The 24756-nt window shown below is 68.9% G+C and carries 23 protein-coding genes; 16 read left to right on the top strand and 7 right to left on the bottom strand.

What is annotated here, in order from left to right:
• Positions 1-65: 65 nt before the first annotated feature.
• A complete protein-coding gene (locus A5727_RS10550) occupies positions 66-881 on the top strand; it encodes a MerR family transcriptional regulator (protein WP_082949731.1) in 816 nt (271 codons plus the stop codon).
• 12 nt (positions 882-893) lie between these two features.
• Entirely contained in the window at positions 894-1265 is a 372-nt protein-coding gene (locus A5727_RS10545) for an SDR family oxidoreductase (protein WP_231992025.1), read from the top strand.
• An 18-nt stretch (positions 1266-1283) separates the two neighbouring features.
• Here A5727_RS10545 and A5727_RS10540 read toward each other — a convergent pair whose 3' ends face one another.
• The 3 genes from A5727_RS10540 to A5727_RS10530 form a co-directional block, all read right to left on the bottom strand.
• On the bottom strand, positions 1284-1949 hold the full coding sequence (locus tag A5727_RS10540) for a fasciclin domain-containing protein (RefSeq protein WP_068248639.1): 666 nt from the start codon (positions 1947-1949) through the stop codon (positions 1284-1286).
• A gap of 96 nt (positions 1950-2045) precedes the next feature.
• Positions 2046-2669 (bottom strand): TetR/AcrR family transcriptional regulator, encoded by a 624-nt coding sequence (locus tag A5727_RS10535; RefSeq protein WP_068248637.1) that lies wholly within the window; start codon positions 2667-2669, stop codon positions 2046-2048.
• Positions 2666-3742, bottom strand: coding sequence for an oxygenase MpaB family protein (locus A5727_RS10530; protein ID WP_068248635.1), 1077 nt, complete (start codon positions 3740-3742; stop codon positions 2666-2668). The genes A5727_RS10535 and A5727_RS10530 overlap by 4 nt, the downstream gene beginning before the upstream one ends.
• Before the next feature lie 102 nt (positions 3743-3844).
• Between A5727_RS10530 and dxr the strand changes: the two genes are divergently transcribed.
• From dxr to A5727_RS10500, 6 genes are all read left to right on the top strand, one after another.
• Positions 3845-5020 (top strand): 1-deoxy-D-xylulose-5-phosphate reductoisomerase, encoded by a 1176-nt coding sequence (gene dxr / locus A5727_RS10525; RefSeq protein ID WP_068248633.1) that lies wholly within the window; start codon positions 3845-3847, stop codon positions 5018-5020.
• Positions 5017-6240: a M50 family metallopeptidase gene (locus tag A5727_RS10520; protein WP_068248631.1), complete on the top strand. Its 1224-nt coding sequence runs from the start codon at positions 5017-5019 to the stop codon at positions 6238-6240. Before dxr ends, A5727_RS10520 begins: the two co-directional genes overlap by 4 nt.
• A 33-nt stretch (positions 6241-6273) precedes the next feature.
• A complete protein-coding gene (gene ispG / locus A5727_RS10515) occupies positions 6274-7440 on the top strand; it encodes a flavodoxin-dependent (E)-4-hydroxy-3-methylbut-2-enyl-diphosphate synthase (RefSeq protein WP_068248630.1) in 1167 nt (388 codons plus the stop codon).
• A gap of 49 nt (positions 7441-7489) precedes the next feature.
• Complete coding sequence (locus A5727_RS10510) at positions 7490-8344, top strand: GNAT family N-acetyltransferase (RefSeq protein WP_068248627.1); 855 nt, start codon at positions 7490-7492, stop codon at positions 8342-8344.
• A gap of 138 nt (positions 8345-8482) precedes the next feature.
• Positions 8483-10297 (top strand): penicillin-binding transpeptidase domain-containing protein, encoded by a 1815-nt coding sequence (locus A5727_RS10505; protein ID WP_068248625.1) that lies wholly within the window; start codon positions 8483-8485, stop codon positions 10295-10297.
• 54 nt (positions 10298-10351) lie between these two features.
• Positions 10352-10936 (top strand): DUF1707 SHOCT-like domain-containing protein, encoded by a 585-nt coding sequence (locus A5727_RS10500; RefSeq protein ID WP_068248623.1) that lies wholly within the window; start codon positions 10352-10354, stop codon positions 10934-10936.
• Between the two features lie 3 nt (positions 10937-10939).
• On the opposite strand, the gene A5727_RS10495 is transcribed toward A5727_RS10500, so the two are convergent.
• Entirely contained in the window at positions 10940-11323 is a 384-nt protein-coding gene (locus A5727_RS10495) for a PaaI family thioesterase (protein WP_286150070.1), read from the bottom strand.
• 97 nt (positions 11324-11420) lie between these two features.
• Between A5727_RS10495 and map the strand changes: the two genes are divergently transcribed.
• The 4 genes from map (at position 11421) to A5727_RS10475 (ending at position 15064) form a co-directional block, all read left to right on the top strand.
• Positions 11421-12278, top strand: coding sequence for a type I methionyl aminopeptidase (map, locus tag A5727_RS10490; protein ID WP_068248621.1), 858 nt, complete (start codon positions 11421-11423; stop codon positions 12276-12278).
• Positions 12275-13765, top strand: coding sequence for a cobyric acid synthase (locus tag A5727_RS10485; RefSeq protein ID WP_068248619.1), 1491 nt, complete (start codon positions 12275-12277; stop codon positions 13763-13765). The genes map and A5727_RS10485 overlap by 4 nt, the downstream gene beginning before the upstream one ends.
• A 10-nt stretch (positions 13766-13775) precedes the next feature.
• Positions 13776-14426 (top strand): hypothetical protein, encoded by a 651-nt coding sequence (locus A5727_RS10480; protein WP_068248617.1) that lies wholly within the window; start codon positions 13776-13778, stop codon positions 14424-14426.
• Between the two features lie 89 nt (positions 14427-14515).
• Entirely contained in the window at positions 14516-15064 is a 549-nt protein-coding gene (locus A5727_RS10475; protein WP_502687671.1) for an alpha/beta hydrolase, read from the top strand.
• 1 nt (position 15065) lies between these two features.
• On the opposite strand, the gene ngg is transcribed toward A5727_RS10475, so the two are convergent.
• The 3 genes from ngg to A5727_RS10460 all read right to left on the bottom strand — a co-directional run bounded on the left by ngg (position 15066) and on the right by A5727_RS10460 (position 20286).
• Positions 15066-16841 (bottom strand): N-acetylglutaminylglutamine synthetase, encoded by a 1776-nt coding sequence (gene ngg / locus A5727_RS10470; protein WP_068248613.1) that lies wholly within the window; start codon positions 16839-16841, stop codon positions 15066-15068.
• A complete protein-coding gene (locus tag A5727_RS10465) occupies positions 16838-18652 on the bottom strand; it encodes an N-acetylglutaminylglutamine amidotransferase (protein ID WP_068248689.1) in 1815 nt (604 codons plus the stop codon). The genes ngg and A5727_RS10465 overlap by 4 nt, the downstream gene beginning before the upstream one ends.
• A 104-nt stretch (positions 18653-18756) precedes the next feature.
• Complete coding sequence (locus tag A5727_RS10460) at positions 18757-20286, bottom strand: amino acid permease (RefSeq protein WP_068248687.1); 1530 nt, start codon at positions 20284-20286, stop codon at positions 18757-18759.
• A 193-nt stretch (positions 20287-20479) separates the two neighbouring features.
• Here A5727_RS10460 and A5727_RS10455 point away from each other — a divergent pair, with 193 nt between their 5' ends.
• From A5727_RS10455 to A5727_RS10440, 4 genes are read left to right on the top strand one after another with little or no spacing between them, the layout of a single operon-like run.
• Positions 20480-21844: a glutamine synthetase family protein gene (locus A5727_RS10455; RefSeq protein ID WP_231992029.1), complete on the top strand. Its 1365-nt coding sequence runs from the start codon at positions 20480-20482 to the stop codon at positions 21842-21844.
• Positions 21831-22601, top strand: coding sequence for a gamma-glutamyl-gamma-aminobutyrate hydrolase family protein (locus tag A5727_RS10450; RefSeq protein WP_082949729.1), 771 nt, complete (start codon positions 21831-21833; stop codon positions 22599-22601). Before A5727_RS10455 ends, A5727_RS10450 begins: the two co-directional genes overlap by 14 nt.
• A complete protein-coding gene (locus A5727_RS10445) occupies positions 22598-23971 on the top strand; it encodes an aldehyde dehydrogenase family protein (protein ID WP_068248609.1) in 1374 nt (457 codons plus the stop codon). The genes A5727_RS10450 and A5727_RS10445 overlap by 4 nt, the downstream gene beginning before the upstream one ends.
• Complete coding sequence (locus A5727_RS10440) at positions 23971-24753, top strand: 3-oxoacyl-ACP reductase (protein ID WP_231992028.1); 783 nt, start codon at positions 23971-23973, stop codon at positions 24751-24753. Before A5727_RS10445 ends, A5727_RS10440 begins: the two co-directional genes overlap by 1 nt.
• The last annotated feature ends 3 nt before the right edge of the window (positions 24754-24756 follow it).

Raw genomic sequence — 24756 nt, 5'->3', positions numbered from 1 at the left:
ATCTGCCCGGTGCCGTCATCGGCGAAACTTGACCCTCCCGTTGGGGGAGACTCCACACTTCTCTCGTGACGACACTCCTGCCGATCGGCGACTTCTCCCGGATGACGCAACTGACGGTCAAGACCCTGCGCCACTACCACGAGGTCGGACTCGTCGTGCCGGACCGGATCGATCCCGAGACCGGTTACCGGTACTACCTTCCGGAGCAGGCGGCGACGGCCGTCGTGGTTCGGCGTCTGCGTGAACTCGACATGCCGATCCCCGACATCCGAGCGGTGCTGGCCTCGGCCCCCGAACAGCGGAACTCGCTGATCGCCGCGCATCTGGTCAGGCTCGAAACGCAGCTGGCCGCCACCGCACGTGCCGTGGAGTCGCTGCGGGCGATTCTGGAGCGGCCGCCCGCGTCCTCGAAGATCCGGCACCGCACGGCACCACCGACTCCGGTGTGGCTGATCACCGCCACGGTCGACCGAGAGGAGCTGACGACGTGGTGGGAGGGCGCGATGGAGGAACTGCGCGCCGCCAGAGGGAACGCTCCCGACCGCGGTGTGCCGGGCGCACTGTTCGGCTCCGAACTCTTCGAACGGGATCGAGGTGAAGCGACGGTGTTCGTCCCGGTCGACGATGACGTGGCCGCAGATCCGGGTGGCCGGATCCGCGCCGCGGTGCTGCCGGCCGTCGATCTCGTGGTGCTGACCCACCATGGCCGCCACGACGATGCCGATGTGTCGTACAGCGAACTGGGCGCTTACGCCACCCGCCACGAGATCGGTGTCGCAGCACCGCTGCGCGAGTACTATCACCGGTTCCACTGGGACACAGACGATCTGAACCAGTGGGAGACCGAACTGTGCTGGCCGGTGTTCAGGGCGGACGCATGAGCGTCCTGGCCGATGGTGGAGGCGGGCTCCGGGGTGATCATCCACATCGGTTCGATTCAGAGTCGGATGCCGTTGTACGACGGCACACTCGGCTACGCGGCGGCCAAGGCCGCGTTGCGTGCCTACAGCAAGGGCCTGTCGGTGGAGTTGGCGCCCAAAGGGGTTCGGGTGAACACCGTGTCGCCGGGATTCATCCAGACTGAGGCCGCCGACGCGCTCATCGCGCTCGAGTCCCTCATGAATGCGCTCGGCGGGATCCCGCTGGGCCGGCCGGCCCGGCCCAGCGAGATCGCCGACGTGGTGGCCTTTCTGGCGTCCGACGCGGCGGCCTCGGTGGTCGGTGCCGACATCATCGTCGACGGCGGCACCGTACGCACCGTGTGAACGTCGCAGGGAACCGGATCAGGCCGCCGGGGGCATCAGCACGGTGTCGATCATGTACACCGTCGCGTTGGCGGTCTTCACGCCGCCGCAGACCAATCCGGCGTCGTTGACCTTCAGCCCGTCGCCGGCGCCCGTCACGGTCACGGGCGCACCCTGGACGGTGACGTGTTCGCCGGCCACCTTGTCCGGGCCGGCCTGACCGGGCACCACGTGGTAGGTCAGGATCGACGTCAGCAGGTCGGAGTCCGTCTTGAGGGTGTCGATCGTGGCGGGGTCGAGTTTGGCGAAGGCGTCGTCAGTCGGTGCGAACACCGTGAACTCGCCGCTGTCGAGCGTCTCGACCAGGTTGACCTTCGGGTTCAACTGGCCCGAAAGCGCCTGCGTCAGGGTCTTGAGCATCGGGTTGTTCGATGCCGCGACGGTGACGGGGTCCTTCGCCATGCCGTCGACCGATCCCGGACCGGACGGCACCTGCTGGGCGTAGGCCGCGCAACCGGTGCCGATGAGTCCGCCCGCGGGATCCGCGGTGGCGGTGGTCTTCATCGGCGAGACCGACATCGAGGTGACCTCGGCCATCGAGGTGGTGGCGTCGGCTTCGGAGCTTGAGTTGTCGCTGGAACAGGCCGACAGCCCGAGGGCGGCGACGGCGGCGATGCTGAGCGTGACCGACTTGAACGTGTTCATGGGTGCGGACTCCTTTGTCAGATGTGCACTACACCCGGCATTCGGGGCCACCGCCGCCTCGGAGTGGTCGCTGTGACAGGCGTCACAATCGCGTCATCAACTCCTGGCCCGCAGCGCTCGATACGCCGCACGGCCGACGATGTCGGCGAGTTCGTCGGGCGCCCAAGTGGATTCCGGGGCGAGCATGGTCGCGACCGAGGTCTCGCAGATGCCGAGGAACACCTCGGTCAGCACCGGCAGCACTCGATCGAGATCGGCGACCTGCCAACGCTCGAACAGCGGGCGCATGACAGCCGCGGTGTGTTCGGTCAGGTGCCGTCGTCCTCCCGAAATTGCTTCGGTCAGAGCCGGATCCGGGTCGTCGGTGAAGATGATGCGCCACGAGGCGGGGCGCTCTTGGACGTCGCTGAGCAGTGACCGGAAGCCCTCGACGAACATCTCCTCCACCGAGCCGGTCTTCAGCGGCGGCAGGATCGCGGTGAGCCGGCTCAGCGACACCTCGGTTTCGCGTTCCAGCAGCGCCGCCAGGATGTCGCCGCGGGTCCGGTAGCAGTCGTAGACCACCGGGCGGCTGACGCCCATCCGGGCGGCGATGTTGGCGAAGGTGACCTGTGTCAGACCCTCCTCGGCGGCGATGTCGAGCGCCGTGTCCAGAACCTGCGGGCGGCGACGCTGCGGGCCCAGGTGCTCGGCCCGCGCGCCGGCTCGGCGCAGACTCATGTGGCGCCCACCCTGCCCAGAATCGTCTGGGATTCGATCAGGCCCTCATCGCTGGGCGGCAGGTGCTGGCCGAAGACGCGGTTGTGCTGGCGGGTGCGCAGGGCGAGGTGCGCCTCGCTCGGGCGATCGAGACCCAGGGCCCGCTGCGCGTCGTGCGGTGTGGTGGTGACGGGGTCGATCGCCGGAACCCCGCGCAGCACGGGTGCGGCCACCTCGACGGTGGTCGGGGACAGCACCCGAAGAAGCATCAGTTGCAGGCGCGTGCTGGCCGCCACCGCCGCGAACGACACGCGCAGGGGTACCACCACGGCGGCGTCGAGCACGCGGGAGGTCGGCAGGCCCGACATCTCGCGCATCCACACCGGCATGGTGGCCAGTGTCCCGCGGCGCAGGACCGCGCTGACGACCCGGGTGGCGGGCCGCAGTATGCGCGGCATGTCAGGCAGCATCACGTCGGCCTGCAGCAGGTGGTTCATGGCCTGTCGGGCGATGTCGGAGCCGATCAACTGGGGCCGCATGCTCTCGAAGTAGGCCAGCACGCCCGCGCGGGTGCGGGGCACGTCGTCGGGGTCGCAGGTCTGCAGTTCGGCGGCCCGCGCGCACTCGGCCCAATACTGGTTCTCCTCGGCCTCCGAAAGCCGGCCCGGGCCGTACTGCTCGTAGGCCTTGAGGATCGAGTGCCACGCCGTGAGGTGGATCCACAGTTGGGAGTGCGGGTCGTTGGCGTCGTAGCGCGCGCCAGTCACGGGGTCGGTGCCCACGGCCTTGGAGTGCACCTTGACCAGCACATCGGCGGCCTTGGCGGTCGATGCGCTGTCGCCGAAGGCGACCATGGCGAAGTAGCGCAGCGTGCGGTCGTACCGGGTGCGGGGGCGGCGGTAGATGTCGTGGGTCTTGTCGACCGCCGCGACGAGCGCGGGGTCGAGTTCCTCGATGACGACGGCGCGCTGGAAGCCGATCGTCAACGACGTGGGGAAGCTCCACACCTTCCAGGTCACCGAATCGGGCCCGAAGAAGCCGTAGTCCTGCGCCGGTTCGGTGACCGGCGGCGTCAGCCATTCGCGGATGTTCATGAACCGATATTCCTACAATGCGTCGGAAATTCCAACACCCTGTAGGAAAGTCGCGGGGTTCTCGATGCGGGAGGTGCGCACCACAGGCGGCACAATGGTTGGGTGGCAGATGAGCGTCGGAAGGTCCTGATCCTCGGCAGCACCGGGTCGATCGGCACCCAGGCCCTGGAGGTGATCGCCGCCAACCCGGACCGGTTCGAGATCGTCGGACTGGCCGCCGGTGGCGGAAATCCGGATGTTCTGGCTGCTCAGCGGGCCGCCACCGGCGTGACGAACATCGCCGTCGCCGACGAGCGCGCCGCGGCGACCCTCGGCGACGTTCCCTTCGTCGGCCCGGAGGCCGCGACCCGGATCGTGGCGGAGACCGCCGAGAAGACCGGTGTGGACGTCGTCCTCAACGCATTGGTCGGCGCGCTGGGGCTCAAGCCCACCCTGGCCGCGCTCGAGCACGACGCCTGCCTCGCGCTGGCCAACAAGGAGTCGCTGGTGGCCGGCGGTCCGCTGGTGCTCGCGGCGGCCGCCCCGGGCCAGATCGTGCCCGTCGACTCGGAGCACTCGGCCCTGGCCCAGTGCCTGCGCTCGGGTTCTGGCGAGGAGGTGGCCAAGCTGGTGCTGACGGCGTCGGGAGGACCGTTCCGCGGATGGTCAGCGGTCGACCTTGAATCCGTCACACCCGAGCAGGCCGGCGCGCACCCGACCTGGTCGATGGGGCCGATGAACACCCTGAACTCGGCGTCGCTGGTCAACAAGGGTCTCGAACTCATCGAGACGCACCTGCTCTTCGGGGTCGACTACGACCGCATCGACGTCGTGGTGCACCCGCAGTCGATCGTGCACTCGATGGTGACGTTCACCGACGGGTCGACCATCGCCCAAGCCAGTCCGCCCGATATGAAACTGCCGATCTCGCTGGCGCTGGGCTGGCCTGACCGGGTCGCCGGCGCCGCGCTGGCGTGCGACTTCTCGACCGCGTCGCGGTGGGATTTCGAACCGCTGGACAACGAGGTGTTCCCCGCGGTCGACCTGGCCCGGCATGCCGGCCGGATCGGCGGCTGCATGACCGCGGTGTACAACGCGGCCAACGAGGAGGCCGCGGAAGCGTTCCTCGCCGGCCGCATCTCGTTCCCGGCCATCGTGCGAACTGTGGGTGAAGTGCTGCACGCCGCCGAACAGTGGGCGGCCGCACCAGCTACCGTTGATGACGTACTTGACGCGCAGCGCTGGGCCCGGGAGCGAGCACAGAACGCGTTCGCACAGGAGGTTTCGTCGGCCCGATGATGTACGTACTCGGTGTTGCGCTGTTTGCGCTGGCCATTCTGTTCTCGGTGGCGCTGCATGAGTGCGGCCACATGTGGGTGGCCCGCGCCACCGGCATGAAGGTGCGCCGCTACTTCGTCGGCTTCGGCCCCACCCTGTGGTCCACCCGCAGGCCCAACCGGCTCGGTGAGACCGAGTACGGCATCAAGGCGATTCCGTTGGGCGGCTTCTGCGACATCGCGGGGATGACCGCGGCCGACGAGATCGCGCCGGAGGACCGCCGATACGCGATGTACAGGCAGAAGGTGTGGAAGCGCGTCGCGGTGCTGTTCGCCGGTCCCGGCATGAACTTCGTGCTCGGTCTGGTGATCCTCTACGGTGTCGCGGTCATCTGGGGCCTGCCGAACCTCAGCCAGAGCACCACCGCGATCGTGGGCGAGACCACCTGTGTGGCACCGCAACTCACGAAGGACTCGGACCTGTCCGCCTGCTCGGGACCCGGTCCCGCGGCATTGGCGGGCATCAGAGCCGGCGATGCCATCGTGCGGGTGGGGGACACCGATGTCGCAAGCTTCGCGGAGATGGCTGAGGTGATCCGAGGTCTCGACGGGCCCGTCCCCGTGGTCCTCGAACGGGACGGACAGCGGATCGAGACGACGGTCAACGTCACACAGACGCAGCGCTTCACCAGCGCCGAGGCGACCGCGCCGAGCACGGTCGGTGCGATCGGCGTCAGCAGTGCCGACACCGGCCCGGCGTTCACGCAGTACAACCCGCTCACCGCGGTTCCCGGCACCCTTGTGTTCACCGGTGAGCTGGGTGTGCACCTCGGCAAGGCCCTGATCAGCATTCCGACGAAGGTCGGCGCGCTGGTCGAGGCGATCGGCGGCGGTGAGCGTGATCAGGACACGCCGATCAGCGTCGTCGGCGCGTCCCGGATCGGCGGCGAGACCGTCGAGCATGGAATCTGGGTGGCGTTCTGGTTCTTCCTGGCCCAGCTGAACTTCGTGCTCGGCGTGGTCAACCTGATCCCGCTGCTGCCGTTCGACGGTGGGCACATCGCGATCGCGATCTACGAGAAGATCCGCAACATGTTCCGCAGGGCGCGGGGCCTCGTTCCCGCAGGTCCGGTGAACTATCTCAAGCTGATGCCGGCCACCTACGTAGTCTTGGTGGTCGTGACCGGCTACATGCTGTTGACCGTCACCGCCGACGTGATCAACCCGATCACCCTGTTCTAGAGCACCGACGAGCGCAGAAGAAGGAAGCCAAGAATGTCGATCGGACTGGGGATGCCGGCGCCGCCCGCGCCCACCCTGGCGCCCCGCCGCAGGACCCGTCAGCTCATGGTCCGCGACGTCGGGGTCGGCAGCGACCACCCCATCGCGGTGCAGTCGATGTGCACCACCAAGACGCACGACATCAACGCGACGCTGCAGCAGATCGCGCAGCTGACCGCATCGGGCTGTGACATCGTCCGCGTGGCCTGCCCGCGCCAGGAGGATGCCGACGCGCTGCCGGCGATCGCCAAGAAGTCGCAGATCCCGGTGATCGCCGACATCCATTTCCAACCCAAGTACATCTTCGCCGCGATCGACGCCGGCTGTGCCGCGGTGCGGGTGAACCCGGGCAACATCAAGGAGTTCGACGGCCGGGTCAAGGAGGTCGCCAAGGCCGCCGGTGACGCGGGCATCCCGATCCGCATCGGCGTCAACGCCGGCTCGCTCGATCCCCGGCTGCTCAAGAAGTACGGCAAGGCCACCCCGGAGGCCCTGGTCGAGTCGGCGCTGTGGGAGGCCTCGCTGTTCGAGGAGCACGGCTTCGGCGACATCAAGATCAGCGTCAAGCACAACGATCCGGTGATCATGGTCGCCGCCTATGAGCAGCTGGCCGCGCAGTGCGACTACCCGCTGCACCTCGGTGTCACCGAGGCCGGTCCGGCGTTCCAGGGCACCATCAAGTCTGCGGTGGCGTTCGGCGCGCTGCTGTCGCGCGGCATCGGCGACACGATCCGCGTGTCGTTGTCGGCGCCGCCGGTCGAAGAGGTCAAGGTCGGCACGCAGATCCTGGAGTCGCTGAACCTGCGCCCACGCGGGCTGGAGATCGTGTCGTGCCCGTCGTGCGGACGTGCGCAGGTCGACGTCTACACGCTGGCCAACGAGGTCACCGCGGGCCTGGAGGGTATGGACGTCCCGCTGCGCGTCGCGGTGATGGGCTGTGTGGTCAACGGACCGGGCGAGGCCCGCGAGGCTGACCTCGGCGTCGCGTCGGGCAACGGCAAGGGCCAGATCTTCGTCAAGGGCGAGGTGATCAAGACCGTGCCCGAAGCCAAGATCGTCGAGACGCTCATCGAGGAGGCGCTGCGACTCGCCGAGGAGATGGGCTCGGCGCGCGCTGACGAGGGAAGTCCCAGCGGACCGCCGGTCGTGACCGTAAGCTGACGGTGGTGCGGCCTGCACGGAGGGCCGCAGTCGTACAGAGAGAGTGCCCATGTCGGCTCCGCCGCTCTTTCGCCTGGTCGACGAACGACGGGTGTCAGTGGTGCGGGATGCCGCCGCGGTGCGACGGGTGCTCGACGCCGATCCGGTGGCCTCGTGCATGGTCGATGCGAGGGTGGCCGACTACGGCATCGATCCGACGGCGATCGGCGGTGAGCTGTGGACCCGCCGGAGCCCCGAGGAGTCCCTGTGCTTCGCCGGTGCCAACATCATTCCGCTTCGGGGCACGCCCGACGATCTCAACGCCTTCGCCGACAAGGCCATGAGCTCGGCCCGGCGCTGCTCCTCGCTTGTCGGCCCGGCCGAGCTGGTGCTGCCCATGTGGCAGCGCCTCGACGCCGCGTGGGGCCCGGCCCGAGACGTGCGTGAGGAGCAGCCGCTGCTGGCGCTGTCCGGGCCGCCCGCGATCCCGGCGGACCCCACCGTCCGCAGGGTGCGCATCGATGAATTGGACGCGTACCTGGTGGCCGCGATCGACATGTTCATCGGCGAGGTCGGCGTCGACCCCCGCCTCGGCGACGGCGGGCGGGGCTACCGGCGCCGCATCGCGAGCCTGATCGCGGCAGGCCGCGCGTGGGCCCGATTCGAACACGGCGAGGTGGTCTTCAAGGCCGAGGTCGGATCGCAGTCGCCGCGGGTCGGTCAGATCCAGGGGGTCTGGGTGCATCCCGAACGCCGCGGACACGGACTGGGCGCGGCCGGCACGGCCGCACTGGCCGGTGCGGTGGTCGAGGGTGGTCGCACCGCGAGCCTCTACGTCAACAGTTTCAACACCTCGGCGCGCGCGGCCTATGAGCGTGTGGGCTTCACGCAGGTCGGCACGTTCGCCACGGTGCTGCTCGACTGACCCGCGGGCCTGGAGCGCCGCGAATTGCGCGCCAGGGTCGCGTTTTCGGCGTGTGAGCAACCCTGTCGATCAACTCGGCGGACGGACCTGCGCGTCGTTGCCCGATTCCCTGCGCGCGGAGTCTTAACATCAGCCTCAATGGTCACAATTCGATCAAGAGCAACACGAGTAACAGCACTGATGGCGGTCGCGGTGCTGACGGCGGCGCTGCCCGCGTGCACACCGCGGCCCGACGGCCCTGCCCCGGTCGCCGAGCAGTTCTTCGCCAAACTGGCCAAGGGGGACACCAGTGGCGCCGCGGATCTGGCGGACCGACCCGACGAGGCGCGCACCGCGCTCAACTCGGCCTGGTCGGGCCTGCAGGCCGAGCACCTCGACGCCCAGCTCCTCGGCTCGCGCTTCACCGAGGACACCGGCGCGGTCAACTTCCGCTACACCTGGCATCTGCCCAAGAACAGGACCTGGACCTACGACGGCGTGCTGAACATGGTGCGCAACGAGGGCGGATGGCAGGTCCGTTGGACCGCCACCGGTCTGCACCCGAAGCTGGGGGAGAACCAGACCCTGGAACTGCGCGCCGATCCGCCGCGACGCGCCTCGGTGAACGAAGTCGGCGGCACCGACGTGCTGGTGCCCGGCAACCTCTACCGGTATTCGATCGACGCCCGCGAAGCCGGCCCGGCGCTGATGGCCACGGCGCGTTCGGTGGTCGACGCGCTGCGGCCCTTCGACGACACCCTCGACCCCCAGAGGTTGGCGGAGCAGGCCAGCGCCACGGCGCTTCCGATGGAGCTCGTGACGCTGCGCAAGGACGACAACGACCGGGTGGCTCCGGCGATCGCGCATCTGCCCGGCGTCATCGTGACCCCGCTGGCGGATCTGCTGCCCACCGACCCGACCTTCGCCCCGGCGATCATCAGCGAGGTCAAGAAGTCGGTGATGGGCGACCTCGACGGGGCTGCCGGATGGCGCGTGGTCAGCGTCAACCAGAACGGCGTCGACGTCGACGTCCTCAACGAGGTCGAGCCGGACCCCGCGCCGTCGGTGTCGATCACGCTGGACCGCGCCGTCCAGAATGCCGCTCAGAACGCCGTCAACGCGCAGGGCCGCAAGGCCATGCTCGTCGTGATCAGGCCGTCGACGGGTGACATCCTGGCGGTGGCGCAGAACGCGGCGGCCGACGCCGACGGGCCCACCGCCACGATGGGGCTCTACCCGCCCGGATCGACATTCAAGATCGTCACCGCAGGTGCGGCCATCGACCGCAACATGGCCACCCCGAACACGCTGCTCGGGTGCCCCGGCACGATCGACATCGGGCATCGGACGATCCCGAACTACGACCGCTTCGACCTCGGCACGGTCCCGCTGTCCAAGGCGTTCGCGAACTCGTGCAACACAACGTTCGCCGAACTCGCGAGCCGGATGCCACCACGTGCGCTCAACCAGGCCGCGGCGCAGTTCGGCATCGGCCCCGACTACATGATCGACGGCATCGCGACGGTGTCCGGTTCGGTCCCGCCGACCGTCGACCTGGCTGAGCGCACCGAGGACGGGTTCGGTCAGGGCAAGGTGCTCGCCAGTCCGTTCGGCATGGCACTGGCCGCCGCGACGGTGGCTTCGGGCCGCGCACCCGTACCGCAGCTGATCGTCGGACGCCAGACCGAGATCACCGGCGAGCGGCCCGAGGCCAACCCGGAGACGCTCGAGGGCCTGCGCTCCATGATGCGGATGGTGGTCACCAACGGCACGGCCAAGGACCTCGCCGGTTACGGCGATGTGCGCGGCAAGACCGGTGAGGCCGAGTTCGCCGGCGGCTCGCATGCGTGGTTCGCGGGCTATCGCGGTGATATGGCCTTCGCATCGCTGATCGTCGGCGGCGGCAGTTCGGAGTACGCGGTCCGGATGACCAAGCTGATGTTCGACAGCCTGCCCGACGGCTACCTGGCCTGACGTCGTCCGCATCACAGGGTGCGAGCGCGATCGGCGAGTAAATTGGAAACCGCCATGACCGGAATCGACGAATCGTCCATCGCGTTGCGGATCTCGGATGCCGACCGCAACGGCACGCTGCGCCGGCTGCACAACGCCGTGGCGCTGGGCCTGATCGACATCGAGGAGTTCGAAGAGCGGTCCGCTCAGGTGTCGGTGGCGCGGATGCGTGCCGAACTCGACGTCCTGGTCGACGACCTCCCCGGTCCGGGCGCCATCGTCTCCTCGGCGACCGATCGCGTCGAGCTGCGTGGGGTGATGGGTTCATTGAAACGGCAGGGTGCGTGGACCGTGCCGACGCGGCTCGCGCTGGTCCGGCGGATGGGATCGGTCGACCTCGACCTGACCCGGGCGCGCTTCGCGGGCCCGATCGTCGTCATCGAGCTCGACCTGAAGTTCGGTTCGCTGGACCTTCGCCTGCCCGACGGGGCCAGCGCGTCGATCGATGACGTCGAGGTGGTGGTGGGCAGTGCGCATGACCACCGCGCCGACGCCCCCGGCGAGGGTCGACCCCACGTGGTGCTGTCCGGCAGGGTGGTGTGCGGGTCGGTCGACATCCGCGGGCCCCGCAGGTCGTGGCGCGGCCTGCGCCGCGGCTGATCCTCAGCGCTTGTCGAGCACCGCGAAGCTGAGGGTGGCGCGGGCGGCCAGACGGTCTCGCGCCACGTCGAACAGGTCGACCGCGGTCACGATCAGTCTTCGCCCCGCCCGCACGATGGTCGCCTCGGCGCGCGCCGGGCCCTCGACCACGGGTGCGACGTAATGGATGGTCAGGTCGGCGGTCGTGACGTCCTGATCGGCGCCGACGTTGCGGCCGGCCAGGATGCCGCCGGCGATGTCGATGAGGGTGGCCACCAGGCCGCCCTGCAGCGCCCCGCGGACGTTCGCCAGGTCGGGTCGGTTGTCCATCTCCATCACCACGCGCTCGTCGGTCTCGGAGACCATGCGGTAGTCGAGCAGGGTGAGCAGATGCACGGTGTCGGTCACCGGATCAGGGTAACAGCGGTGGTACGTGCGTTCTCGGGTCAGGAGAGTGTGGTTCTCTCGGCGAGACCGCCCGCAGAAGTTGGCTACCCTTACAGGCATGCCTGTTCGTGCCGCGCTCCGCGCCGGCGACGTGTCACCCACGCTGCCGGTGCCCAAGTCGATCCCTCGCCCCGAGTACGCGTGGCAGCCCACCGTGCAGGAGGGCAGCGAACCCTGGGTTCAGACCCCTGAGGTCATCGAGAAGATGCGGATCGCGGGACGCATCGCCGCGGGTGCGCTCGCCGAGGCGGGAAGGGCCGTCGCTCCCGGCGTGACCACCGATCATCTCGACCGGGTCGCGCACGAGTACATGCTCGACCACGGTGCCTACCCGTCGACGCTGGGCTACAAGGGTTTCCCCAAGTCCTGCTGCACCTCGCTGAACGAGATCATCTGCCACGGCATCCCGGACTCGACGGTGATCGAGGACGGTGACATCGTCAACATCGACGTGACGGCCTACAAGGACGGCGTACACGGTGACACCAACGCCACGTTCCTGGCCGGGGACGTCTCCGAGGAGCACCGTCTGCTCGTCGAGCGAACGCATGAGGCGACGATGCGCGCGATCAAGGCCGTCAAACCGGGCCGGCAGCTGTCGGTCGTCGGCCGGGTCATCGAGGCGTACGCGAATCGGTTCGGCTACAACGTGGTTCGCGATTTCACCGGGCACGGCATCGGCACCACGTTCCACAACGGCCTGGTGGTGCTGCACTACGACCAGCCCGCGGTGGAGACCGTCATCGAGCCCGGGATGACCTTCACGATCGAGCCGATGATCAACCTCGGATCGCTGGACTACGAGATCTGGGACGACGGTTGGACCGTGGCCACCACCGACAGGAAGTGGACGGCGCAGTTCGAGCACACCCTGGTGGTCACCGAGGACGGTGCCGAGATCCTCACCCAGTTGTGACCGGCGGGGCCCTGCTCATCGCGGGCACCACGTCGGATGCCGGGAAGTCCATGGTGGTCGCCGGCCTGTGCCGGCTGCTGGCCCGCCGGGGTGTGCGGGTGGCGCCGTTCAAGGCGCAGAACATGTCCAACAACTCCGCCGTCACCGTCGAGGGCGGTGAGATCGGCCGGGCCCAGGCCATGCAGGCCCGTGCGGCGGGACTGGCCCCCAGCGTCCGGTTCAATCCCGTGCTGCTCAAACCCGGAAGCGACCGCAGCTCACAGCTTGTGGTGCGCGGCTCGGTCGCCGGCACGGTGCGGGCCGCGGACTACTTCACCCACCGGGAACGTCTGGCCGCGGTCGTCGTCGACGAATTGAACTCCCTGCGAACCGAATTCGACGCGGTGATCTGCGAGGGCGCGGGCTCGCCCGCCGAGATCAACCTGCGCCGGACCGATCTGGCCAACATGGGTCTCGCGCGTGCCGCCGACCTGCCCGTCGTGGTGGTCGGTGACATCGACCGGGGCGGACTGCTGGCGCACCTGTTCGGCACCGTCGCCGTGCTGGAACCCGCCGATCAGGCGCTCATCGCGGGCTTCCTGGTCAACAAGTTCCGTGGCGACCCCGCCCTGCTGGAACCGGGCCTGCGTCAACTCGAGGAGCTTTCGGGCAGGCCGACCTACGGCGTCATCCCGTACGCCGACGACCTGTGGCTCGACGCCGAGGACTCGCTGTCGGTGGTGCCGCACCGTCTCGTGGGCATTCCACGGCCACCAGTGGGACAGGACCGGCTGCAGGTGGCGGCCGTGCGACTGCCGAGGATCTCCAACAGCACCGATGTCGAGGCACTCGCGTGTGAGCCGGGGGTGTCGGTGCGCTGGGTGTCCGATGCGGCCGACGCCGCGGACGCCGACGCCGTGATCGTGCCGGGCAGCAGGGCCACCGTGGCGGACCTGGCCTGGCTGCGGGAGCGCGCCATCGACGCCGTGATCGCCGAGCACGCCGCGGCGGGCCGTGCCGTGCTGGGGATCTGCGGGGGCTACCAGATGCTGTCCCGCACCATCGACGACGGCGTCGAATCAGGTGCCGGCCGTGTTCCGGGACTGGGCCTGCTGGACCTCGACATCGAGTTCGCCGACGTCAAAACGCTTCTGCTGCATGAATATCCGCTGGCCGGCTACGAGATCCACCACGGCCAGGTGGTGCGCAGCGCCGAGGCTGACTGGTTGGGGGTGGGGCACCGCCGCGGCGCGGTGGCCGGCACGCACTGGCATGGACTGCTCGACAACAACGACGTCCGGCGGGCGTGGCTGCGGGAGGCGGCGGCCGCCGCAGGGCGGCACGGTTTCGTCGTCGCCTCCGACACGGACGTTCCCGGCCGGCGCGACGCGCAGCTCGACGTCATGGCCGACCTGCTCGCCGACCACTGTGACGTCGAGGCGGTGCTGGGACTGCTGGGCACCGGTGTGCCGCGCCGTCCGATCGTGAGCACCCGCATCCGCCGGTAGCCTTGGCCGCATGAGGGCGTGGGCCGCGGTGGTGCTGGCTGTCGTCCTGACGTCCTGCGGGGCGGTCGTGGACGGCACAGCGACCTGGCCCGGAGCGAAGCTGGACCGGGCCGTGCTGACCGACGCGGACTTCCCGCCCGGCGTGCTCTATGACCGTGTGGTCGAGCAGGCGGGTGAACCGGACGGTGCGGGCGGGCCGCCGCCGATGCTCTCCGAACCCCCCGGCTGCACGGACGGCCTGACCAAGGTGATCGCGGCGTCGGCGGAGCGCGGACCCGGCAGCGCCGCCAAGTACAGCGTGATCTACGACGGGGCACGGATCGTGATGACGGTGTTGTCGTGGCACCTGGACCTGCCGCGGTTGGAGGACACCGCAGCACGGTGCGCGACGTTTCAGGCCTTCTTCGACCGGTCCTCGCCGGGCATCCCCATGACCACCACCCGGCTGCCGTCGTCTGACGGTCGGCTGATGTATCAGCAGACGATGTCCCTGGGCGGCCAGCAGAACAGCATCTACATGGTGTTCGCCAACGTCGACTCGATGGCCGTGTTCGGGCTGGCGTCACCCACGCCCAATCCGAAGATCCCAGTGAAAGCGGAACTGCCACAGACGTTTTTCGATGTCGTCGACATGCAGGTGGACCGTATCCGCGTGCTCTGAGGGCAGCCCGCCGGTGCTCGGCCAACCCGCAGAAAACCACTGCGGGCGCCGGTCGAGAGCTGTAGCGTGACCGAGTGCCCCCGACCACGATGACCGTTGACGGGTTTCCCATCCCGGTCGACGTGTCGGGCCCCGAGACCGCCTCCGCGGTCGTGCTCCTGGGCGCGGCCAGGCAGGCCACCGCGGCCTACGAGGGGGTGTGCCAACGACTGCACACCGCGTCCCTGCGGACGGTGGTGATCGGTCCAGACCCCAGGCTCAAGCCGGAGTCGGTGATCAGCATCCTCGACTGGCTCGATGTGCCGTGGGCCGTGCTCGTCGGTGACCGGTCGGGCGCCGACCTCGCATGGCCACTGGCCGCCCGCCGCCTCGATCGGTTCACCGCGCTGGTGGTGGTCGACCGCGGGCACCCGAGCGCTCCCGACGTCAACGGCCATGTGCTCGACGAGACCTGCCCACCGGTCGAGATGAACACCACGGCGCTGGTGAGCACCCCTGCGGCGCGTGAGGCGGTGCAGTCCAGTCAGCGGTATGTCTTCGGCGACTTCCGAGTGGTCGACATGCTGGGCCGGCGCAACGCCGCCGAGTCCACGGCGCAACTGGCCGGGGAGATCGTGCTGCGCACCAGCACCTGGTAGCTCAGCTGCCCGACGGCGCCGTCCCGGCGGTCCAGGCCTGCGGAATGCCCGGCTGCCCGGGGAACAGGAAGTCGACGAACGCCACCGCGGTGGGCTGTGGTTCGTGGTTGGCCAAGCCGGGCCGCTCGTTGGCCTCGATGAACACGTACTCCTCGCCCGCGACATCGGGGACCAGCAGGTCGATGCCGGTCACCGGGATGCCGATCGCCTCGGCCGCCGTCACGGCCACCCGGCACAGGGCGGGGTGGACCTGCTCGGTGACATCGTGGATGGTGCCGCCCTGATGCAGGTTGGCCGTGCGACGCACACGCAGGTGGGTGCCCTCCGGCAGCACGTCGTCGAACGACCATCCGGCCTCGGTGACCGTCTCCGCCGTGACGTCGTCCATCGGAATCCGTGATTCGCCACCCGTGGCCGCGGCGCGCCGGCGGCTCTGCGCCTCGATCAGTTCGGCGATCGTGTGGGTGCCGGTTCCGGTGATCTCGGCGGGCATTCGCAGCGCGGCGGCCACCACCTTGCCGTCGATCACCACCAACCGCAGGTCATCGCCCGAGGCGCGCTGCTCGATGAGGACCTCGGGATGCTGCTCGCGGGCGCGTGCCAGCGCGGCCTCGAGCGAGTCATGGTCGGTCACGCCGACTGTGATGCCCTTGCCCTGTTCGCCGCGGGTGGGTTTGACCACGACCTCCCCGACCTCGTCGAGGAACGTGTGGTCCCCGGCGTCGAAGGTCGCGAGGCGGCCGCGTGGGACCACGACCCCTGCCTCGCTGACGATTCGGCGGGTCAGGCGTTTGTCATCGCATCTGCTCATCGCAACCGCGGAGGTGAACTCGGACAGCGACTCTCGAGTGACGACGCTGCGCCCGCCGTGCGACAGGCGCATCTCACCGGTCTCGGCGTCGAGCACCTCGACACGGATGCCGCGGCGCAGCGCCTCGTCGGCGATGATGCGGGCATACGGGTTGAGGTCGTCCACGGTCTCCGGGGCGGGGGAGAACAGCGGTTCGTTGATGGCGTTCTTGCGCTTGACCGCGAGCACCGGCACGCGGGTGAAGCCGAGCTTCTCGTAGAGCGCGATCGCCGCCGAATTGTCATGGGCGACGGACAGGTCCAGGTAGGCACGCCCGCGGTCACGGAAGATCGCGGCGAGGCTCTCGGTGAGTGCGGCACCCACCCCGGGCAGTCCCGCCGAGGGGTCGACGGCCAATGTCCACAGGCTCGAGCCGTCCTCGGGGTCGGAGAACAGGCGGCGATGGTCGACACCGGTCACCGTGCCGATCACGGCGTCGTCCTCGTCCCGGACCGCCACGAGGTACTCGACGGCCTCGGCGTTGTTGTGGTTGTCCCAGATGACCTCGGTGGGCGCGGGAACCATGCCGCATCGCACGTAGACGCGGTTCATCTCGTCGGCGTCGGAGGGACTCCTCAGGGTCCGGACCGTGAACCCGGCTGGCGCGCGCGGGCTGGGGTGCGGCTCGTTGAACCGAAGGCGGTACGTGTGGCTGGGATCGATGAACAGTTCCTGCGGGGCGCGCGCGATCAGCACATGCGACTCGCGGGCGTAGATGCAGATGTCGCGTCGCCCGCGCTCCTCGTGCGCGAGAACCGAGGCCAGCACGGCCGGGTCGGCGAACGTCTGGCCGAATATCAGCCGGCCCCAGCCCAGTTCGAGTACCACGTCGTCGGCCATCTCCTCGACGAGGTGGGCGGGCGTGGCGTCGTGCAGGCCGAGTGTGATGGGCTCCCGAGCCTGATCGGTGTCCGGCGGGGCGCTCATGCCGCGGGTCCGGTGATGCCGTGCCGCTGCAGCCACAGCTCCAGCAGGGCGATCTGCCAGAGTTCGTTGCCGCGCAACGGAGTCAGCCGGCCGTTGGGGTCGGCGAGCAGTCGGTCGACGGCCTCCGGGGCGAACAGTCCGCGCTCCTTGGCCGCAGGTGCGTACAGCGCGTCGCGCACCATGTCGAGGTAGGGGCCCTCGAGGTGGGTCAGCGCCGGGACCGGGAAGTATCCCTTGGGCCGGTCGATCACCTCCGCCGGAATGACCTGGCGGGCGGCCTGTTTCAACACACCCTTGCCGTCGTGGGCGATCTTGAGCTCGGGTGGGCAGGTGGCGGCCAGTTCGACGAGGTCGTGGTCGAGGAACGGCACGCGGCCCTCCAGGCCCCACGCCATGGTCATGTTGTCGACGCGCTTGACCGGGTCGTCCACCAGCATCACCGTGGTGTCGAGACGCAGTGCGCGGTCCACCCCGGTGGCGGCGCCCTCGCGCGCGAAATGTTCGGTGACGAACCGGCCGCTGGGGTCGTCGGCGGCGACGATGTCTCCCGGCGCGCCGGCGACCAGTGCGTTCATCGCGTCCTGGTCGCGGTCGAAGAACGCGCCGCGATAGCGCGACACCGCGTGTGGAAGTGACGCCGCGGCGGGATCGGCCATCGGGGGATACCAGTGGTAGCCCGCGAACACCTCGTCGGCGCCCTGTCCGGACTGCACCACCTTGACGTGCTTGGCCACCTCCTGGGACAGCAGATAGAAGGCGACACAGTCATGACTGACCATGGGCTCGCTCATCGCCGCGATCGCGCCGTCGAGCGCGGGCAGCATCCGCGCGGTGTCGATCCTGATCTGGTGGTGGTGGGTGCCGAATCGTTCGGCGATGATGTCGGAGTACTTGAACTCGTCGCCGGCGACACCGTTGACCGCCTCGAACCCGATCGAAAACGTCTGCAGGCCATGCTGTCCGGCCTCGGCGAGCAGACCCACGATGAGGCTGGAGTCCACCCCGCCGGACAACAGGCAGCCCACCGGCACGTCGGCGACCAGACGGCGTTCGACGGCACGGCGCAGGGTGTCCAGGACCGCGTCCTCCCAGTCCTTCTCGGTCCAGTCGGCCCGATCGGCCGACCGGCTGAAGTCCGGTGCCCAGTAGGTGATGCTGCGACGGGTGCCGTCCGGTTCGATCGCCAGCAGCGTCGCCGGCGGCACCTTCTTCACGCCCCGCAGGATGGTGAGCGGTGGCGGCACCACGGAGTGGAAGCTCAGGTAGTGGTGCAGCGCGACGGGATCGATGCGGGTGTCGACTCCGCCGCCGGCCAGCAGCGCCGGCAACGACGATGCGAACCGGACGCGATGCGCGTCCTCGGTCACATACAGCGGTTTGATGCCCAGGCGGTCTCGGCCCAGCAGCACCCGACCGCTGTCGCGTTCGACGATGGCGAACGCGAACATCCCGTACAGCCGGTCGACGAATCGGTCACCCCAGTGGTGATACGCCTTGAGCAGCACCTCGGTGTCGCTGTGGGAGAAGAACCGGTAGCCCACGGAGATGAGTTGGTCGCGCAGCTGCTCGTAGTTGTAGATGCAGCCGTTCCAGGCGATCGCCAGCCCCAGGTCCGAGTCGACCATGGGTTGACCGCCCGCCTCTGTCAGGTCGATGATCTTGAGCCTGCGGTGTCCGAGGGCCACCCGGCCCGCAGACCACACGCCAGCGCCGTCCGGGCCCCGCGCCTGCATCGTCTCGGCCATCGCGGCGACCGCCGCGACATCAGGTGTCCTGCCGTCGAGTCTGACCTCGCCGGTCGCTCCGCACATCGATTCCGACCCCGTCATCTGCGTATTCGTTTGGCCGATGGGGTGTACCCAGACCGGAGCCGGTCAAACCATCTCCGGCGTATACGCAGGTCGGATGGGGTCGGTCAGTCGGTGTGGCCCTTGAGGATCTCGTCCTCGATGGTGCCGCCGAGCCCCTCCTTCTCGGGGTCGTAGCCGTGCAGGCCGCCGGTCACCGCGTACTCCTCCTCGGGGGAGAGCACCAGTCGGTGCCTGCCGTAGAGACCGAAGACCAGCAGCCCGATCACGTAGAAGACGACGATGGCGATGACCGCGGGCCGGTAGTCGGGGTTGATCAGGACCCCCACGAACGTGACGGCCGCGATCACGAACGCCACCCAGGCGCCGGCGTTGCCGGTGGGGCTGACCCAGGGCCGTCGGGCGTTGGGGAATCTCCGGCGCAGCAGCACGAACGACACCATCTGCAGCATGTAGGCCAGCACCGCGCCCCACACCGCGATGTTGAGCACGACCGCTCCGGCACCCTCGTTGGCATTGACGATGAGCAGCGCGACGAACCCGATGACGGCCCCGACGATCAGCGCGACGTACGGCGTCTGCCGGGACCCGGTCAGCGACAGCGACTTGGGGTAGTAGCCGGCGCGGCTCAGCGAGTACAGATTGCGCCCATAGGCGTACATGATGCCCTGCAGGCTGGCCAGCAGTCCGATCAGCGCGAACGCCGACAACACCGCGGCCCACCCGGTCGGCAGGAACGCCCGGAAGCCGTCCAGCAGCGGTTCGTCGGACGATCCGAGCAGTGCCGACCCGGTCACCGCGGGGTTGAGGAAGAACACGATCGCCCCGCAGCCGACGAGGGAGACCAGACCCCACAGGCCGGCCCGGGGAATGTCACGGGCCGGGTCGTGGGCCTCCTCGGCGGCCAACGGCAGTTCCTCGATGCCGAGGAAGAACCACATCGCGAACGGCAGCGCATACAGCACGGCCAGCCAGCCGAACGGCAGGAACGTGCTGGACCCGGCCGCGTCCGGATCGGGCGCGATGTCGAACAGCCTGCTGAAGTCCACCGCGCCGTTGACCAGTGCGAGCACCCCGAACAGCACCAGGATGCCGATCGAGATGACGGCGACGACGAGGGCGAACTTGAACGAGATCTCCGCGCCCCACGAGTTCAGCCCGACGAAGAGCGCGTACAGGATGATCCACCACAGCCACATCGGCAGCGAGAGCCCGAACAGATCTCCGGTGACCGCGTTGGCGTAGCTGGCCGAGAAGAACACCACGACCGCGGTGGTGAACACGTACTCGATGGTCTCGGCGAAGCCGGTCACGAAACCGCCCCACGGCCCCATCGCGGCGCGTGCGAACGAGTAGGCGCCACCGGTGTGGGGCATGGCCGCCGACATCTCGCCGATCGAGAAGAGCATGCCGAAGTACATGATCACGATCAGGATCGAGGCGATGCCCAGCCCGCCCCATCCGGCCGCGCCGATGCCGAAGTTCCAGCCGGAGAAGTCACCCGAGATGACGGCCGCGATGCCGATGCCCCAGAGGCCCCAGAATCCGGCGGTGCGCTTGAGTTGGCGCTTCTCGAAGTACCCCTTGCCCGCCTGCCGGTAGGTCACCCCCGACGTCGTGAGCTTGTCCTCTGCCATGCGTCGCTCCTTCTCGTCGAGGGACCGGGCCACCCGACTGAGCGCCCCCGCTGGGAGTGAGAATAAGTGGCACAAAGGTCGGTTGTCCTACCTTTGGGGCGACTGATGTGCAAACCTTGGCTGCGACACCAGCAGTGTCGGCGACCCAATGGTCGACTCGGCGCCACATCGCAGAGGAGGTCCTGTGACCCGTGTGACCAATCGCGGTCTGCTCTCGCGGCCCGAACTCGAACAGTTGGTGGCGGCCGGCGAGATCGACACCGTGATCGTGGCCTTCGCCGACATGCAGGGGCGGCTGACGGGCAAGCGGGTGTCGGCGCGCCTGTTCGTCGAGGAGGTCGCCGCGCACGGCGCCGAGTGCTGCAACTACCTGCTGGCGGTCGACGTGGAGATGAACACCGTCGACGGGTACACGATCTCGAGTTGGCAGACCGGATACGGCGACATGGTCATGACCCCCGACTTCACCACGTTGCGCCTGCTGCCGTGGTTGCCGGGAAGCGCGTTGGTGATCGCCGACCTGTCCTGGCTCGACGGCACGCCCGTCGCACAGGCGCCGCGCAGCATCCTGGCCGCTCAGGTGGCCCGACTCGCCGAGCGTGGGTTGCGCGCCCATGTCGGCACCGAGCTGGAGTTCATGGTGTTCGACGACACCTATCGCCAGGCGTGGCAGGCCGGCTACCGCGGCCTCACCCCCGCCTCGGACTACAACGTCGATTACGCGGTGCTGGCTTCGACGCGGATGGAACCGCTGCTGCGGGACATTCGGCTCGGCATGGAGGGGGCCGGGATGTACTGCGAGGGCGTCAAGGGGGAGTGCAACCTCGGCCAGCAGGAGATCGCCTTTCGGTATGCCGAGGCCATGGTCACCTGTGACAACCACACGATCTACAAGAACGGCGCCAAGGAGATCGCCGACCAGCACGGCAAGGCGCTCACGTTCATGGCGAAATACGATGAGCGAGAGGGAAACAGCTGTCACATCCACATCTCGTTCCGCGGTGACGACTCGTCGGCCGTGTTCGCCGACGCCGACGACCCCCTGGGCATGTCGGCGATGTTCCGCAGCTTCGTCGCCGGGCAGTTGGCCACGCTGCGCGAGCTGACCCTGTGCTACGCGCCGAACATCAACTCCTACAAGCGATTCGCCGACGGAAGCTTCGCCCCGACCGCGGTCGCCTGGGGGATGGACAACCGCACCTGTGCGCTGCGTGTGGTCGGCCACGGCGCAGGCATGCGGATGGAGTGCCGCGCGCCGGGCGGTGACGTGAACCCCTACCTGGCCACCGCGGCGCTCATCGCCGGTGGACTGCACGGGATCGACGCGGGTCTCGAGTTGGAGGACCCGTGCGCGGGAAACGCCTACGTCTCGGATGTGCCGCGGCTGCCCACCACACTGGCCGAATCCGCGGAACTGTTCGCCGCGTCCGAGGTGGCCCGCACGGCATTCGGTGACGACGTCGTCGAGCACTACCTCAACAACGCCCGCGTCGAGCTGGCCGCGTTCAACTCCGCGGTGACCGATTGGGAGAGGGTGCGCGGGTTTGAACGCTTCTGAGCCCCCGCGCCCGGTGTTGGGCCTGACCACCTATCTCCAGCAGGCTCAGACCGGGGTGTGGGATGTGCGTGCCAGCTTTCTGCCCGCGATCTACCTCGAGGGCATCACCTCGGCCGGTGGTGTCGCCACGCTGCTGCCGCCGCAACCGGTCGACGACGCGATCGTCGCGCGGGTGCTCGACGGCCTCGACGGTCTGGTGCTGACGGGCGGACGCGACGTCGATCCGGCCACCTACGGGCAGGTGCGGCACACCCGAACCGATGAGCCCGCCCGTGACCGTGACGCGTGGGAATTCGCGCTGCTGCGTGGCGCCCTCGCGCGCCGACTCCCGGTCCTGGGGATCTGTCGCGGCGCCCAGGTGCTCAACGTCGCCCTCGGCGGCACGCTGCACCAGCACCTGCCCGACGTCGTCGGCCACGACCGGCATCAGCTGGGCAACGCGGTGTTCACGACGTCGTCGGTGCGCACCGTGGCAGGTACTCGAACCGCGGCGCTGGTGGGGGAGTCCACCGAGGCGCAGTGCTACCACCATCAGGCGATCGCCGAGGTCGGCCGTGGCCTGGTGGTCAGTGCGCATGACGACGACGGGGTCATCGAGGCCATCGAACTGGATCCGGCGTTCGGCCCGTCCTCCGACGTGTTCTGCGTCGCGGTGCAGTGGCATCCCGAGGAGCGTCTGGACGACCTGCGGTTGTTCGCCGGCGTGGTCGAGGCGGCCCGCGCCTACGCGGGCACCAGAGCGAGAGGAACCAGATGAGTTCTGCGGCAACACCAGTGATCAACCCGGCGACCGAGGAGGTGCTGCGCACCGTCGAGCGCCTCGACGTGGCAGCCGTCGACGACGCCGTCGCGCGCGCCCGGGACGCGCAGCGCAGGTGGGCCCGTCGAGCACCCGCCGACCGGGCTGCCGCGCTGCGGGACTTCGCCGCCGCCGTGGACGCCCACATCGGTGAACTCGCGGCACTCGAGGTGGCCAATTCGGGGCACCCGATCGGCGCGGCCGAATGGGAGGCCGGGCACGTCCGCGACGTGCTGCAGTACTATTCGGCCAGCCCGGAACGGCTGTCGGGCAAGCAGATTCCCGTGGCCGGCGGCCTCGACGTGACATTCCACGAACCGCTGGGCGTGGTCGGGGTCATCACGCCGTGGAACTTCCCGATGCCCATCGCGGCATGGGGCTTCGCCCCGGCTCTTGCCGCGGGTAACGCGGTGCTGGTCAAGCCGGCGGAGTGGACGCCGCTGACCACGCTGCGGATCGGGGAACTGGCGGTCGAGGCCGGTCTGGACCCCGATCTGTTCCAGGTGCTGTCCGGGCAGGGTTCGGTGGTGGGCGAACGGTTCGTGACCCACCCGGACATCCGCAAGGTGGTGTTCACCGGGTCCACGGAGGTGGGCACCCGGGTCATGGCTGGGGCGGCCCAGCAGGTCAAGCGGGTCACCCTCGAACTCGGCGGCAAGAGCGCCAACATCGTGTTCGACGACTGCGACCTCGACCGTGCCGCCGCCACCGCGCCGTACGGCGTGTTCGACAACGCGGGTCAGGACTGCTGCGCCCGCAGTCGAATCCTGGTTCAGCGCAGCGTCTACGACCGATTCATGGAGCTGCTCGAACCCGCGGTCGCCGGCGTGGTGGTCGGAGACCCCGCCGCGCGGGAGACCGAAATGGGCCCGCTGGTGTCCAAGGCGCACCTGGCGTCGGTGTCCGCCTACGTCCCCGACGGCGCACCCGTGGCGTTCCGCGGATCAGCGCCCTCGGGTGCGGGGTACTGGTTCCCGCCCACGGTGCTGACGCCCGAGCGCTCCGACCGCACGGTCACCGAAGAGATCTTCGGCCCCGTTGTGGTGGTGCTGCCCTTCGAGGACGAAGCCGACGCGATCGCCCTGGCCAACGACACCGAATACGGTCTGTCCGGGTCGATCTGGACTGACAACCTCTCCCGCGCGCTGCGGGTGTCCCGGGCCGTGGAGGCCGGCAACCTCAGCGTCAACTCCCACTCGTCGGTGCGGTACTCGACACCGTTCGGCGGCTTCAAACGGTCCGGACTGGGCCGCGAACTCGGCCCCGAGGCACCCGAGCACTTCACCGAGACCAAGAATGTGTTCTTCGCGATCACGGAGAGGCAATGATGACGAAGGTGGATCTGACCCAGCGACTGGCCGGGAAGGTGGCCGTGGTCACCGGCGGTGCCAGCGGCATCGGCCTTGCGTCGGCCAGGAGGATGCGTGACGAGGGCGCCACGATCGTGATCGGCGACATCGACCCGCAGGCCGGCGGCGCGGTGGCCGAGGAGCTCGGTGCGCTGTTCGTTCCCGTGGACGTCGCCGACGAGGCCGCGGTCGACGCGCTCTTCGACACCGCGGTGCAGACCTGCGGTTCGGTGGACATCGCGTTCAACAACGCCGGAATCAGTCCGCCTGAGGACGATCTGATCGAGGTGACGGCACTCGACGCGTGGGACCGCGTGCAGGACGTCAACCTCAAGTCGGTGTTCCTGTGCTGCAGGGCCGCGTTGCGGCACATGGTGCCGCAGGGGCGCGGGTCGATCATCAACACCGCGTCGTTCGTGGCGGTGATGGGCTCGGCGACCTCGCAGATCTCGTATACGGCGTCCAAGGGCGGAGTGCTGGCGATGTCGCGTGAACTCGGTGTGCAGTACGCGCGCCAGGGGATCCGGGTCAACGCGCTGTGCCCGGGTCCGGTGAACACGCCGCTCCTGCAGGAGTTGTTCGCCAAGGATCCCGAGCGCGCCGCGCGCCGCCTCGTGCACATTCCGGTGGGCCGGTTCGCCGAACCCGAGGAACTCGCGGCGGCGGTCGCCTTCCTGGCCAGCGATGACGCGTCGTTCATCACGGCGTCGAGCTTCCTGGTCGACGGCGGCATCAGCGGCCACTACGTCACCCCGCTGTAGGTG

Source organism: Mycobacterium sp. ACS4331 (assembly GCF_001667265.1).
Classification (GTDB): Bacteria; Actinomycetota; Actinomycetes; order Mycobacteriales; family Mycobacteriaceae; genus Mycobacterium.
Note: the sequence above shows the minus strand (reverse complement) of the source record. Positions and strands in the feature narration are given on the sequence as shown.